The 13,453-nt window shown below is 72.3% G+C and carries 10 protein-coding genes; 8 read left to right on the top strand and 2 right to left on the bottom strand.

The features are described 5' to 3' along the window. The first annotated feature begins 77 nt into the window (after nt 1-77). The 7 genes from fbaA (at nt 78) to kynU (ending at nt 7,633) form a co-directional block, all read left to right on the top strand. Entirely contained in the window at nt 78-1,109 is a 1,032-nt protein-coding gene (gene fbaA, locus ACFWHU_RS17855) for a class II fructose-bisphosphate aldolase (protein WP_385797923.1), read from the top strand. Between the two features lie 89 nt (nt 1,110-1,198). Next, a complete protein-coding gene (locus ACFWHU_RS17850; RefSeq protein ID WP_387225503.1) occupies nt 1,199-2,386 on the top strand; it encodes a MalY/PatB family protein in 1,188 nt (395 codons plus the stop codon). A gap of 24 nt (nt 2,387-2,410) precedes the next feature. Continuing rightward, nucleotides 2,411-3,913, top strand: coding sequence for an MFS transporter (locus tag ACFWHU_RS17845; RefSeq protein ID WP_385797919.1), 1,503 nt, complete (start codon nt 2,411-2,413; stop codon nt 3,911-3,913). A gap of 126 nt (nt 3,914-4,039) precedes the next feature. Then, the gene (locus ACFWHU_RS17840; RefSeq protein ID WP_387225502.1) at nt 4,040-4,453 is read left to right on the top strand and encodes a DUF3151 domain-containing protein; all 414 of its coding nucleotides are present in this window, start codon (nt 4,040-4,042) and stop codon (nt 4,451-4,453) included. Between the two features lie 141 nt (nt 4,454-4,594). Then, complete coding sequence (locus ACFWHU_RS17835) at nt 4,595-5,410, top strand: DUF3152 domain-containing protein (protein ID WP_387225501.1); 816 nt, start codon at nt 4,595-4,597, stop codon at nt 5,408-5,410. Nucleotides 5,411-5,502: 92 nt separating this feature from the next. Further along, nucleotides 5,503-6,348 carry a tryptophan 2,3-dioxygenase gene (locus tag ACFWHU_RS17830; protein ID WP_385797913.1) on the top strand — a complete coding sequence of 282 codons (846 nt, stop codon included), beginning with the start codon at nt 5,503-5,505 and terminating at the stop codon, nt 6,346-6,348. Then, entirely contained in the window at nt 6,341-7,633 is a 1,293-nt protein-coding gene (kynU, locus tag ACFWHU_RS17825) for a kynureninase (protein WP_385797911.1), read from the top strand. Before ACFWHU_RS17830 ends, kynU begins: the two co-directional genes overlap by 8 nt. Before the next feature lie 53 nt (nt 7,634-7,686). Here the strand turns inward: kynU and ACFWHU_RS17820 are convergent, their stop codons facing one another. Further along, the gene (locus ACFWHU_RS17820; protein ID WP_385797909.1) at nt 7,687-8,592 is read right to left on the bottom strand and encodes a hypothetical protein; all 906 of its coding nucleotides are present in this window, start codon (nt 8,590-8,592) and stop codon (nt 7,687-7,689) included. Next, entirely contained in the window at nt 8,592-9,083 is a 492-nt protein-coding gene (locus ACFWHU_RS17815; RefSeq protein WP_387225500.1) for a hypothetical protein, read from the bottom strand. Before ACFWHU_RS17815 ends, ACFWHU_RS17820 begins: the two co-directional genes overlap by 1 nt. 87 nt (nt 9,084-9,170) lie before the next feature. Here ACFWHU_RS17815 and ACFWHU_RS17810 point away from each other — a divergent pair, with 87 nt between their 5' ends. Further along, a complete protein-coding gene (locus ACFWHU_RS17810; RefSeq protein WP_387225499.1) occupies nt 9,171-13,439 on the top strand; it encodes a CHAT domain-containing protein in 4,269 nt (1,422 codons plus the stop codon). The last annotated feature ends 14 nt before the right edge of the window (nt 13,440-13,453 follow it).

Here is a 13,453-nt window from a genome sequence, read left to right as displayed (position 1 = left end):
AGATGGCGGCGACAATGACGTCGCCCCCAGGTCAGGGACAAAGCACCTCACACCCGCACATCACAAGGAGCGGCCCGATGCCCATCGCAACCCCCGAGGTCTACGCCGAGATGCTCGACCGGGCGAAGGCAGGCAAGTTCGCCTACCCGGCCATCAACGTGACCTCGTCCCAGACTCTGCACGCCGCGCTGCGCGGCTTCGCGGAGGCCGAGAGCGACGGCATCATCCAGATGTCGACCGGTGGTGCGGAGTTCCTCGGCGGCCAGCACAACAAGGACATGGTGACCGGCGCGGTCGCGCTCGCGGAGTTCGCGCACATCGTGGCCGCCAAGTACGACGTCACTGTCGCGCTGCACACCGACCACTGTCCCAAGGACAAGCTGGACACGTACGTGCGTCCGCTGCTCGACGTATCCGCCGAGCGCGTCAAGGCCGGCCGCAATCCGCTCTTCCAGTCGCACATGTGGGACGGCTCCGCCGAGACCCTGGCGGACAACCTCGGCATCGGCGAGGAGCTGCTCGCCAGGGCCGCCGCCGCGAAGATCATCCTTGAGGTCGAGATCACCCCGACCGGCGGCGAGGAGGACGGCGTCACGCACGAGATCAACGACTCCCTCTACACGACCGTCGACGACGCGCTGCGCACCGCCGAGGCGCTGGGCCTGGGCGACAAGGGCCGCTACCTGCTGGCCGCGTCCTTCGGCAATGTGCACGGCGTCTACAAGCCGGGCAACGTCGTGCTCCGTCCCGAGCTGCTGAAGGACCTCCAGGAAGGCGTGGCCGCCAAGTACGGCAAGCCGGCCGGCAGCCAGCCCTTCGACTTCGTCTTCCACGGCGGCTCCGGTTCCTCCGCCGAGGAGATCGCGACGGCGCTGGAGAACGGTGTCGTGAAGATGAACCTGGACACCGACACCCAGTACGCCTTCACGCGTCCCGTCGCCGACCACATGTTCCGGAACTACGACGGTGTGCTGAAGGTCGACGGCGAGGTCGGCAACAAGAAGACCTACGACCCGCGCACCTGGGGCAAGCTGGCCGAGGCTGGCATGGCGGCGCGTGTGACCGAGGCGTGCGCGGCGCTGCGGTCGACCGGCACGCGGCTCAAGTAAGCGACTTGTCGCACCCAGCGGGCCCGGTGTCCTCAGTGATGCCGGGCCCGTGGGCTGTCCTGACGAGGTCCGAGGAGGATCATTCACCCGTGGGCTACGACTTCGACACCCCCGTCGACCGCCGCGGCACCTGGAGCGTCCAGTGGGACGGGGTCGCCGACCGTTTCGGCGTCGACGAACTGCTCCCCTTCACCATCTCCGACATGGACTTCGCGTGCGCGCCCGAGGTGCTCGCCGCCCTTCAGGAGCGTCTCGCGCACGGCGTGCTCGGCTACACGGACTGGCGGCACGAGGACTTCCTGTCGGCGCTGCGCCACTGGTTCACCACGCGCTACGACACCGAGCTGGACACCGACCGTGTCGTGTACGCGCCGTCCGTGCTCAACCAGGTGTCGCAACTGCTGCGGATGTGGACCGCTCCCGGCGACGGCGTGGTCGTCCACACCCCGACGTACGACGGCTTCCGCAAGGCGGTCACCGGGCTCGGCCGTGAGCTGCGCGGGGTGCCGGTGGGTGATACGGCCGGCGACGGGACGAGCGACACGGCCGCGCTGGAGCGGGAGCTGGCGCGCGCCGACAGCAAGGTGCTGATCCTGTGCTCGCCGCACAATCCGACGGGCCGCGTCTGGACGGAGAGCGAGCTGACGGTGTTCGCCGGGCTGGCGGCCGCGTACGACGTGGCGGTGATCAGCGACGAGATCCACGCCGACTTCGTACACCCCGAATTCGTCCCGGACGGCCGCCGCCATCTGCCGTGGACCCGGTTCGGCACGGGCCGGTGGGCGATCGTCACCTCGGCGTCCAAGTCCTTCAACTTCCCGGCGCTCAGCGGCTCGTACGGCGTCATCGGCGACCCGGACGACCACGCGGAGTTCATGCGCCGGATGCTGACCGCCGAAGGGCTCGCCTCACCCGCGGTACTCGCGCTGACGGCCCACATCACCGCGTACCGCGAGGGCGCGCCCTGGCTGGACGCGCTCAACACGTACGTCGCGGCCAACCTCCGCATGCTCGCCGACCGCCTCGACGCCGCCTTCCCCCAACTGGCCTGGCGCCCGCCGGAGGCCGGCTATCTCGCCTGGATAGACCTGCGGGCCCTGGGGGTGGACGACGCCGCACTTCAGCGAGAGCTGATCGACCACGAGAAGGTCGCGATCATGCCGGGCACGACGTACGGCTGCGAGGGCTACGTACGGCTCAACGTGGGCTGTCCGCGCGCCAAGGCGGAACTGGGCGCGGACGCGTTGATCCGTGCGCTGGGCCGGCTCGCCAGGTAGCGCCCCTGCGGGGATGATGCCCCCATGGACATCAGGCTGGGCACGGCCTCCGGCCGGTGGATCGTGTTGACGACGGTGCTCGGCTCCAGCATGGCGCTGCTCGACTCGACCGTCGTCAATGTCGCGCTGCCGCACATCGGTGACGATCTCGACGCGAGCCTGGCCGACCTCCAGTGGACGGTCAACGCGTACATGCTCACGCTCGCCGGGCTGATCCTGCTCGGCGGGTCGCTCGGGGACCGGTTCGGGCGGCGGCGGATCTTCGTGCTCGGCATCGTGTGGTTCGCCCTCGGGTCGCTGCTGTGCGGCATCGCGCCCACCGCCGAGGTGCTGATCCTCGCGCGGGCGCTCCAGGGGGTGGGTGGCGCGCTGCTGGTGCCCGGGTCGCTGGCGCTGATCCAGGCGAGTTTCCATCCGGACGACCGGGCGCGGGCCGTGGGGCTGTGGTCGGGATTCGGGGGTGTCGGGGCGGCCGTCGGGCCGTTCCTGGGCGGGTTCCTGGTGGACGGGCCGGGGTGGCGGTGGGTCTTCCTGCTGAACATTCCGCTGGCCGCGATCTGTGTGCCGGTGGCGCTGCGGCACGTACCGGAGTCGCGGGACCCGGCGGCGCACGGGCGGTTCGACGTGCTCGGCGCGGTGCTGGGCGCCGCCGCGCTGGGGCTGGTGACGTACGCGCTGATCGCGAAGGCGTGGTGGGCAGGGGCGGCGGGTGTGCTGGTGGGGGTGTGGTTCGTCCTGCTGGAGCGGCGGCGGCCCGATCCGATGCTGCCGCCGTCGATCTTCTCCTCGCGGCTGTTCACGTCGGTCAACGTGGTGACGCTGTGCGTGTACGCGGCGTTCGGCGGGTTCTTCTTCCTGACGGCGTTGCAGCTCCAGGTGGTCGCGGGCTACTCCGCGCTCGGCGCCGGGACGGCGCTGCTGCCGACGACCGTGCTGATGCTGCTGTTCTCCGCGAAGTCGGGTGAGCTGGGCTCCAGGATCGGGCCGCGTATCCCGCTCACGGTGGGGCCGCTGCTGTGCGCCTGCGGGCTGCTGCTGATGCTGCGGGTGGGAGCCGGCGCGGACGGCTCGTACGTGCGGGACGTACTGCCCGCGCTGGTGGTGATGGGGCTCGGCATGGTGACGCTGGTCGCGCCGCTGACCGCGACGGTCCTGGCGTCCGTCGACAGCTCGCGCGCGGGTCTGGCCAGCGGTATCAACAACGCGGCCGCGCGGGCCGCGGGTCTGCTGGCGGTGGCCGCGCTGCCGCTGCTGGCGGGCGCGGGGCCGGAGGTGTACCGCTCGCCGACGCAGTTCGACGCGGCGTTCGACCGGGCGATGCCGCTGTGCGCGGGGGTGCTGGTCCTGGCGTCGCTGATCGCCTTCACGATGGTGCGTACGCCGCAGGCCGCTCCCGGCGAGAAGGCGGAGGCCGCGCCCAGCCTGCCGCAGTGCAAGGTGAACTGCGGGCTGTCGTCGCCGCCGCTGGAGCCGACGACCGTGCGCAAGGGGGCGGCGGAGGGGGGCGCGTCCGCGGCCGGCGCGTGAGGGCGCGGCGGTACGGGATCCGGGCCCGCGTTCCGCACCGGCGATCGACGGTCCGGGACCGCGATTGCCGGTGGCAAACCCGCTCCACCGCCACGGAATCCGGCGCGACCTGGGACACTCGGAAGCATGGCCATCCATAAAGACCTTCTCGGGGGACCGCCCCCCACCCACCTGCCCGACGACCCCGAACCGCGCGAGCTTCTCGCGAACGGGACGGCGCCCGCCGACGTCGCGGCGAAGTATCCGACGTCGTCGCTCGCGTGGGCCCAGCTCGCCGACGACGCGTTCGAGAACGGCCGGGTCGTCGAGTCGTACGCGTACGCCCGTACCGGCTACCACCGCGGTCTGGACTCCCTGCGCCGCAGCGGCTGGAAGGGGCACGGCCCGGTGCCGTGGGAGCACGAGCCGAACCGCGGCTTCCTGCGCGCCCTGCACGCCCTCGCCCGCGCCGCGCAGGCGATCGGCGAGAACGAGGAGTACGAGCGCTGCTCCGGCTTCCTGCGGGACTCCTCCGCGGCGGCGGCCGACACCCTCGGCTGAGGTCGCCTCGCAGGTCCGTGGCCGTCCGAAAGGCTACGGACCTGCGGTGCGCGGTCGATACGATCGCACACGCCATCGAATCCGGCAGGAGGCCCCGGCACCCTCTCCCCGACGCCGGTCGTACCAGGGGAGAAGTCCGTCTTGGGCAAGCGTGTCCCGGCCCCGCGCCGGCGCCGGCTGTACACGCGCGCGCTGCCCCTCGGTCTGGGCCTGACCGCGCTCCTCGTCGGCGGTGGCGCCGCCCTCGTGGGTTGGCCGGAGTCCGATCCCACCGCCGAGGCGGCGGCCCCGGAGGACGAGAAGCCCGAGCCCGTGGGGACCACGAAGCCACCCCCGCCCCCGAGCCCGACCGCCGAACCGAGCCCCGAGAAGCCGTCCCGCATCCCCATACCGCCCGACGGCCCCGGCACCTTCACGACCGCCCGCTCCGCGGGCTCACCCGTCGGCTCCGGTGGCACGGTGCGCCGCTACAAGGTCCAGGTCGAGAAGGGCATCGACCTCTCCGAGCGGGAGGCGGCCGTCGAGATCGAGACAATCCTGGCGCACCCCCGGGGCTGGACCTCCGACGGTCGGCACTCCTTCCAGCTCGTGGGCTCAGGACCGTCCGACTTCGAGGTCAAGATCGCGACGCCGGGCACGGTGGACCGGATCTGCGGCGCCGCGGGCCTGCTGACGCGCGGCGAGGTGAACTGCACCGTCGGCCGCACCGTTGTGGTGAACCTCAAGCGGTGGGTGCTGGGGTCCGGGCAGTTCGACGGCCCGGTCACCGAGTACCGCGCGTTGATCATCAATCACGAGGTCGGCCACCGCATCGGCCGGGGCCATGTCACCTGCGGCGGCGCCGGAAAGCCGGCGCCCGCGATGATGCAGCAGATCAAGGGACTGCGCGGCTGTCATGCGAATGCCTGGCCGTACGCGGAGGACGGGACGTACATCACAGGTCCGGCGGTGCCGTGAAGACGGGATTATGATGCCCGCAGGGGACCGGAGCTCCGAAACGACACGGAAGGGGCGGACCGCTACCCGGTAGCAATATCGAGGAGACAGAGATGTCGCAGCACCCCGATGCCTCCGGAGCCGGTTCGGAAGCCCCGAACCTCGACTTCGCGGGTACGACCCCGTACGAGGACTACGTCCAGGCGGACGTCCTCACCCATCTTCAGCACCCGATGTCCGACGATCCGGGCGAGATGGTCTTCCTGGTGACCACCCAGGTGATGGAGCTGTGGTTCACCGTCATCGTCCACGAGTGGGAGACCGCGTCGCGCGCGCTGCGCGAGGACCGGGTGCCGGTCGCGGTCGACGCGCTCAAGCGGTCGGTGCGCGAGTTCGAGGCGCTGAACGCGTCGTGGACGCCGCTGAGCCAGCTCACGCCCGTGCAGTTCAACTCCTACCGCAGCGCACTCGGTGACGGCTCCGGCTTCCAGTCGGCGATGTACCGGCGCATGGAGTTCCTGCTGGGCGACAAATCGGCGTCCATGCTCGTACCGCACCGTGGCGCGCCGCGCGTGCACGCGGAGCTGGAGAAGGCGCTTCAGGAGCCGAGCCTGTACGACGAGGTGCTGGGCCTGCTGGCCCGGCGCGGTCTGCCGGTGCCGGCCGAGGCTCTGAACCGGGACTTCACCCAGAAGTACGAGCCGTCGACGGCGGTCGAGGAGATATGGGCCGGGGTCTACGCGGAGCCCGACCAGCACGGTGAAGTCATCAGGCTGGGCGAGGCGTTGACGGACGTCGCCGAGCTGGTGTGGCGCTGGCGCAACGACCATCTCGTGGCGACGCGGCGTGCGATGGGCTCCAAGACCGGGACGGGCGGCTCCGCCGGGGTGGCCTGGCTGGAGAAGCGCGCGCAGAAGAACGTGTTCCCGGAGCTGTGGACGGCGCGCAGCCATGTCTGAGACGCGGGAAGTGCCTTCTGCTCCTGTGTCCGAGTCTGCGTCGGAGGCGTTGGCGAAGCGTGCCGCCGAACTCGACGCGGCGGACGAACTGGCCGCGCGCCGCGAGCTGTTCGCGCTCGACGACGACTCCGTCTACCTGGACGGCAATTCGCTCGGGGCGCTGCCCCGTCACGTTCCCGAGCGGGTCCAGGACGTCGTGGCCCGTCAGTGGGGCGAGCTGCGCATCCGCTCCTGGACCGAGGGCGGCTGGTGGACCGCGCCGGAGCGGATCGGCGACCGGATCGCGCCGCTGGTCGGCGCGGGCCCCGGCCGGATCGTGGTCGGTGACTCCACAAGTGTCAACGTCTTCAAGGCCGTTGTGGCGGCGGCCCGGCTGGCGGGGGAGGGCCGCGACGAACTCCTCGTGGACGCCCTGACGTTCCCCACGGACGGGTACATCGCGGAGTCGGCCGCACGCATGACCGGCCTGCGGCTGGTCCCGGTGTCGCCCGCGGATCTGCGGAGCGCCGCCGGACCCCGTACGGCCGCCGCGCTCGTCAACCACGTCGACTTCCGTACGGGCAGGCTCCACGACCTGCCCGGCATCACGGCGGCGCTGCACGACGCGGGCGCGCTCGCCATCTGGGACGTCTGCCACAGCGCGGGCGCGCTGCCGGTCGGCCTGGACGAGCACGGGGTCGACCTGGCGGTCGGCTGCACGTACAAGTACCTGAACGGCGGGCCGGGTTCACCCGCGTTCCTGTACGTCTCCGAGCGTCACCAGGCGGCCTTCGACTCCCCGCTGCCCGGCTGGACCTCGCACGCGGACCCGTTCGGGATGACACCGCACTACGCGGCGGCGGACGGCGCGACGCGCGGCCGGGTCGGCACGCCGGACATCCTCTCCATGCTGGCGCTGGAAGCGGCGCTCGATGTGTGGGAGGGCGTGTCGCTGGACGTCCTGCGGGCGAAGAGTCTGGCGCTGACGGACTTCTTCCTCCGCTGCGTGGAGGCGTACGCCCCGGCGGACCGGGTCTCCTCGCTGACCCCGGTGCCGCACGCGGAACGCGGCAGCCAGGTGGCACTGCGCTGCGCGGAGGCGCCCGCGGTGATGGCGGAACTGATCACCCGCGGGGTGATCGGCGATCTGCGCCGTCCGGACGTACTGCGGTTCGGCTTCACACCGCTGTACGTGGGCTTCCGCGACGCGGAGCGGGCGGCGCGGGTGCTGGGGGAGGTCCTGGCGAAGATCCCGGCGGGTGAACCCGCTGATGTTCCGGGGCCGGTGGGGGACCCGACTCCCTGAGCGTGTTCGGCCCCAGGGGCCGGGGGACCGCCGGTCGGCCCTCCGGCCTGGGGTCAGGAGCGGGTGGGCTGTCCCAGACGGCGGCCGACGGCCCGGCCCAGTTCGGTGAGTTCGTCGGTGTCGGGCCGGACGCCCAACTGGTCCGCCAGATCGGTGAGATGCAGGTCCACGGCGGCTTCGACGAGGGACGCGAGGACGGCCGCGGCGCCCCGGGCCCGTGCCACGGCGGTGACGAGCACGGCGGCACCGATCAGCGCGGCGGGCCACCACAACACGGCCAGCCCGGCGTAGAGCACACCCCAGCCGGCCAGCCGGGCCGCGGTGTCGTACGCCGCACGGGCGCCGGACAGATCGGCGCGCAGCGGGTCGGGCAGCACCGCCCACAGCCGGGGCCAGGCCAGGTCCAGGTCCAGCGCGTAGCGGGCGCGCAGGCGGACGGCGACCGCGTGGAGGGCGTCCCCGATCCTGGTGGGGCGATGCGGTTCCCGCTCCGCCCGCAGACGCAGGGCGCGTTGGGCGCGTGCCCGCCTCGCCGTCGCGGTGGCCGGGTCCGATCCCTCCGCGCGATCGGCGCCGACGGCCCGCCGGGCGCGCTCCGAGTACCACCTCTGCCACCACCGTTCACGCCACCGCAGCAGCCACGCGAGCGCCGGACCTGATCCGTCCGAACCCCACAACCGCTGGTGCAGGGCGCCCAGCCCGCCGGCCGCCAGACCCGCGGCACCGGCGGTGAGCAGGGCGGCGGCGACGGCGAGCAGGATGGCGGCGGGGCTGTCCCCGGCCCGGTGCGTGGCGATCTCGTCGAGCCAGGTGTGCAGCCGCGCCGCGTCGAACGGGTGCGACTGGCCTAACCGCGCGGCGACGACGAGCGTCGCGACCCAGAGCATGCCGGACAGGACGACCGTCTGGAGCCAGCGGTCCGCGATCCAGGTGCCGATGCCGGCGAGCAGTCCGGGCATCAGGGGGCCGGGTAGGCACGCAGCGGCTCGCCGCCCGCGGCGCAGGTCGGCGTGGAGGCACCGGCGTCGCCGGTGTCAACGGTGCCGCCGGTCTCGGGGAGAACCACCCGTCCGCAGTTGCCCCAAGGACAGACCCAGGCCCGCGCCACCCGCTCGTCCGGCGGCAGGCCGAAACCCAGGGGCAGCCGTGCGTTGCCGAACTCGCGCACATCGAGTGCGGACAGGCCGTGACGGACGCAGGCGTCCTCGATGCTGTCCAGCAGCTCCTTCTCGCGGGTCCCTTCGGCCGTCGAGGCTCCGCTCCTGACCAGTTCGAGCAGCTCGCGCAGTTGGGGTCCCGCTCCGGCGGCCTCGATCTCCGCCGCCATCGACCCGTGCCGGGTGAGCTGGTCGCACAGCACTCCCAGCCGGTTCCGCGCGCCGTTCCGCGACTTCGCCAATTCCGCCACCTCCGCGGTGCCCCGGTTGTGCGCCAACTGGCCTGTTTTCATGGTGATTTGTCAATGTAGCATCCAGTGTCCGGAGTGCCGGGCGAGGTTACGGACCCGAGGCTCCGCCGGCCTGAATCGGGGGACACGATGGCTGTTGGGGATCTGCTCGGTGACCTTCGGCGGCGTATCGAGACCGCCGTGGAGAGGGACGACGCCGGTGAGTTGTTCACCGACGGCGCGGAACGTACGGCCGCCGCCCTGGCCGCGGACCCGGGCACGGCGGCGGACGCCGACGCGTGCCACGTACTGGGTGTGTACCACTGGATCCGGCTCACCGCGCTGCCGGTCGGCGAGGCGCAGGACGAAGCGCTGATCGAGGCCGTGCGCTTCCTGGCCCCGGTCTACGACGTCGACCCCGAGGCGGTGCCGGAGCCGCTGCACATCGCCTTCACGGACGGAGAGGGCGAGGACCTGTCCGGCGGGGAGGCCCTCGAAGTGGGCCTCGCCGTGAGCCGGGCGTACGAGCGCGGTCGACATCTTCCGCTGCTGCGCCGGGCCGTCGAGCTGTTCCGTACGGCGATCGCCGGGCTGTCCGACCGGCCACTCGACCGGGCCATGGCCCTCAACAACCTCGGGCACGTCCTGCGGTTGACGTACGAGCTGACGAAGGACGCCGAAGCGCTGGACGAGGCGGTGACGGCGGCTCAGAAGGCGGTCGGCGCGTCCGGGCATCCCGAACACCCCATGTTCCTCAGCAATCTGGGGCTCGCCCTCTTCCTGTCGTACTCGCGGGACAAGGACTCGCGGGACAAGGACTCGGGGGACAAGGACACGCGGACGCTCGGCGAGGCGGTCGCCGTCGCGCGCGGGGCCGTTGAAACAGCCTCGTCCGCCGACCCTCATCTGATGATGTATCGCAGCAACCTCGGCATCATCCTGCACACGTGGGCCGACGCCGAGGCCGATCCGGTGGCGGCCGCCGAGGCCATCGAGCTGACCAGGACCGTCGTCGCCGCCATGGCCGAGGGGGACCCCGCACGCGGCACCCAGCTCCATATCCTTCTCTTCGCTCTCCAGAGGCAGCACGGGCGGACGGCCGAGGAGAGCCTGCTCACCGAGGCGGTGGCCGTCGGCCGGGAGGCCGTCACCACTCTTCCCGCCGGCCATCCCAACCTGGTCGACTGTCTGGACAAGCTCGCCATCTGTTTGAGCCGGCTGTTCAAGCACCGTGGTGAGATCGCGATGCTGCGGGAGTCGATCGCCGCCGGAAGGGCCGTGGTCGACGCGGCCCCGGCAGGCGACTCGGCCGACCATTCGCGGCATCTCCACAATCTCGGTGAGAGCCTTCGTACGCTGGCCGAGCACAGCACGGACCCCGCGGCGGCGGACGAGGCGGTCACCCTCGCACGGGCCGCGGTCGCCGCCGACGACGGTCCGCGGCGCCGGCTGTGGCTGAGCGGGCTGGCCGTCACGCTTCTCCAGCAGTACGAGTACACGGGAGACGTCAGCGGGCTCGTCGAGGCCGTCGCGTGCGAGCGTGCCGCCGTCGAAGCCACGCCCGTCGACCACCCCGAGCGACTTCAGTCGATGAACAACCTCGGTATGGCGCTGCGTCTGCGTTACGAGGCGGTGGGCGGGGACGAGTTCCTGGAAGAGGCGGTCGACATCGGCCGGGCGGTCGTCGCCGCGCTCCCCGCCGGCCATCCTCATCTGGCCATGGCCCTGAGTAATCTCGGGAACGCTCTGGCCAGGAAGAACGAACGCGACGGCGGATACGAGCGTGCACCCGAGTCCATCACCCACGCCCGCGCCGCCGTCGACACGACGCCCGTCGGTCACCCCGACCGTCCCAAGTGGATGAACAACCTGGGCATGGCACTTCAGGCGCTGGCGAGCCACACGGGGACGCGCGAGCCTCTTGAGGAGGCGGTCACCGTACTGCGCGGCGCCGTCGCCGCGCTTCCCGCCGGTCATCCCCATCTGGCCATTGCCCTGGGCAATCTCGGCAACGCCTTGAACAACCTGTTCGATCGGACCGGGGAACTGGCGTTGCTGCGGGAGGCCGCTTCGACCACCCGCCTGGCCGTCGACGCCACCCCCGTCCAACTCCCGCAACACCCGATCGCCTTGAGCAACCTCGGCCGCGTTCTGCACTTCCTGGTCTGGCAGACGGGCGAATCACGGCTGCTGCGGGAAGCGGTGGACGCAGCCCGCGCCGCTGTTGCCGCGCTTCCCGACGACCACCCGAACCACCCAAGTTTCCTGGGCTCTCTCGGGTCCGTACTGGAGACGAGTTTCCAGCGCACCGGTGACAGCGAGCACATCGCGGAGGCGGTCGCGGTCTGCCGCGAGGCCGTCGCCGCCTTCCCCGAAGGACATCCGCGTCGCGTCCATCACTTGTTCGGGCTCTCCAGCGCTCTCTACGCCCAGGCACTGCGGAACCGGGATGTCCGCACGGCGTCGGAGGCGGCGGCCACGGCCCGCCAGGTCGTCGACGCCATCCCCGGCGACCACTTCAACCGCAACGGGGCGCTGGTCAACCTGGCTACCGCACTGGTGCACCGGTTCAACCACGACGGCGATGTCGCCGGGCTGCGCGAAGCGGCCGACGCGACGCGCGAGGCCGTCGCGATCACACCGGCCGGTCTGCCGAGCTACGCGGCCGTACTCAACGCTCACGCCGGTGCCCTCCACACGCTCGCCACGAACACCGGCGACACCACGCTCCTGGCCGAGATCCTGGCCTCCTCCCGGTCGGCGGCCCAGGACGCCTCCGCTCCGGTCTGGACCCGCGTCGCCTCCTATCGGTCGATCGCCGCCCTGGCCGACCCGGCCGACAGCGGTGCGCAGGAAGCGCTCGCGGCGGCCGAGGCAGCCGTCGCCCTGCTGCCTCAGATCGGGCTCGGCACCCTGGACCTCACCGACCGGGGGCACCTGATCGGCGAAGCGGGCTCGCTCGCCGGGGCCGCGGCCGCCGCCGCGCTGAACGCGGGGCGATCCCACCGCGCCGTCGAACTGCTGGAGCAGTCACGTGGAGTGCTGACGGCCGAATCCGTCGCGGACGGGGGCGGCGACCTCGACCGCCTGCGGTCGGCGGCCCCCGATCTCGCGGAGGCCGTCGAAGAGGTACGGAACCGGCGCCAGGCCCTCGACCGCCCCGTCCTCACGGCCGTCGAAGCCCCCGCGCCCCCCGAAGCCCGTGCCGCCGCCCGCCGGGAGGCACAGGCCGAATGGGACGGACTGCTCAGGCGTATCCGCTCCCTCGACGGCTTCTCCGGCTTTCTCGCGCCCCCGGGAGCGGCCGAGCTCTCCGCCCGGGCCGCCGGGGGCCCGGTGGTGTACGTCTCCGCCGCCCCGGCACGCTGCGACGCGCTGGTCCTCACCGGTGATCCCGGCGACCCCGTACACGTCGTGCCTCTCAGCGGTCTCACCGAGGCGGAGGCCGTGCGCCGCATCGTGACGCTGGGGACGGCCATCGACGCCACCGCCGACCCCGCCCTGGATCCCGTCGGCCGCCGCGCGGCCCAGCGCGACATCCTGGACGTCCTGACCTGGCTCTGGGACACGGTCACCGAACCCGTTCTGACCGCCCTCGGTCACACCGGACCCCCGGCCCCGGGCGAGCCCTGGCCGCGGGTGTGGTGGTGCCCCGTCGGCCTTCTCGCCTACCTGCCGCTGCACGCCGCCGGCCATCACGAGGACCTGGCCGACGACTCCCCGCGGCGCGGCGCGCCGCGCACCGTGCTGGACCGGGTCGTCTCCTCCTACACCGCCACCGTGCGCGGACTGGCCCGCGCCCGCGAGCGCCGGGCCGGGCCGGGGATCCGGACCGCGATCGTCGCCGTCCCCGACGCTCCCGACGCCGGACCGCTGGAGGGAGCGGCGACCGAGGCCGAGCTCCTCACCGGGCTCGTCCCCGGCGCCGAGGCCCTTGCCCACCCGACCCGCTCCACCGTGCTCGCGGCGCTCCCCCACCACCAGGTGGCGCACTTCGCATGTCACAGCGAGCCCCACCGGACCGACCCCTGGCGCGGGCGGCTGATTCTCCGGGACCACCGGACGGATCCGCTGACGGTCGCCGACATCGGCGCTCTGCGCCTGGACGGCGGGCTGGCCTTTCTCTCCGCCTGCAACACCACGCTGACCGCCCCGCGGCTGGCCGACGAGGCGCTCCATTTGACCGGCGCGTTCCAACTCGCGGGCTACCCGCACGTGGTGGGCACCCAGTGGCCGGTGGCCGACCGCGCCGCCCACCAGCTCGCGACCGACTTCTACGCCCGGCTCACCGCCGGGGGGACAGCCCCGCCCGATCCGGCCCTGTCCCCCGAGGCCCTGCACCACGCCACCCGTCGGCTGCGCGCCGGCTACCCGGTCACCCCCACCGTCTGGGCCGCCCACACGCATACCGGTGCCTGAACGCGGGGGCGAGG

The sequence above is a fragment of the Streptomyces sp. NPDC060366 genome, from assembly GCF_042725135.1.
GTDB lineage: Bacteria > Actinomycetota > Actinomycetes > Streptomycetales > Streptomycetaceae > Streptomyces.
Note: the sequence above shows the minus strand (reverse complement) of the source record. Positions and strands in the feature narration are given on the sequence as shown.

Excerpts from the sequence above, each read along its gene's own strand:
- fbaA (WP_385797923.1), top strand. The coding sequence starts at position 78 with ATGCCCATCGCAACCCCCGAGGTCTACGCCGAGATGCTCGACCGGGCG.
- ACFWHU_RS17845 (WP_385797919.1), top strand. The coding sequence starts at position 2,411 with ATGGACATCAGGCTGGGCACGGCCTCCGGCCGGTGGATCGTGTTGACG.
- ACFWHU_RS17840 (WP_387225502.1), top strand. The coding sequence starts at position 4,040 with ATGGCCATCCATAAAGACCTTCTCGGGGGACCGCCCCCCACCCACCTG.
- ACFWHU_RS17830 (WP_385797913.1), top strand. The coding sequence starts at position 5,503 with ATGTCGCAGCACCCCGATGCCTCCGGAGCCGGTTCGGAAGCCCCGAAC.
- kynU (WP_385797911.1), top strand. The coding sequence starts at position 6,341 with ATGTCTGAGACGCGGGAAGTGCCTTCTGCTCCTGTGTCCGAGTCTGCG.
- ACFWHU_RS17820 (WP_385797909.1), bottom strand. The coding sequence starts at position 8,592 with ATGCCCGGACTGCTCGCCGGCATCGGCACCTGGATCGCGGACCGCTGG.
- ACFWHU_RS17815 (WP_387225500.1), bottom strand. The coding sequence starts at position 9,083 with ATGAAAACAGGCCAGTTGGCGCACAACCGGGGCACCGCGGAGGTGGCG.
- ACFWHU_RS17810 (WP_387225499.1), top strand. The coding sequence starts at position 9,171 with ATGGCTGTTGGGGATCTGCTCGGTGACCTTCGGCGGCGTATCGAGACC.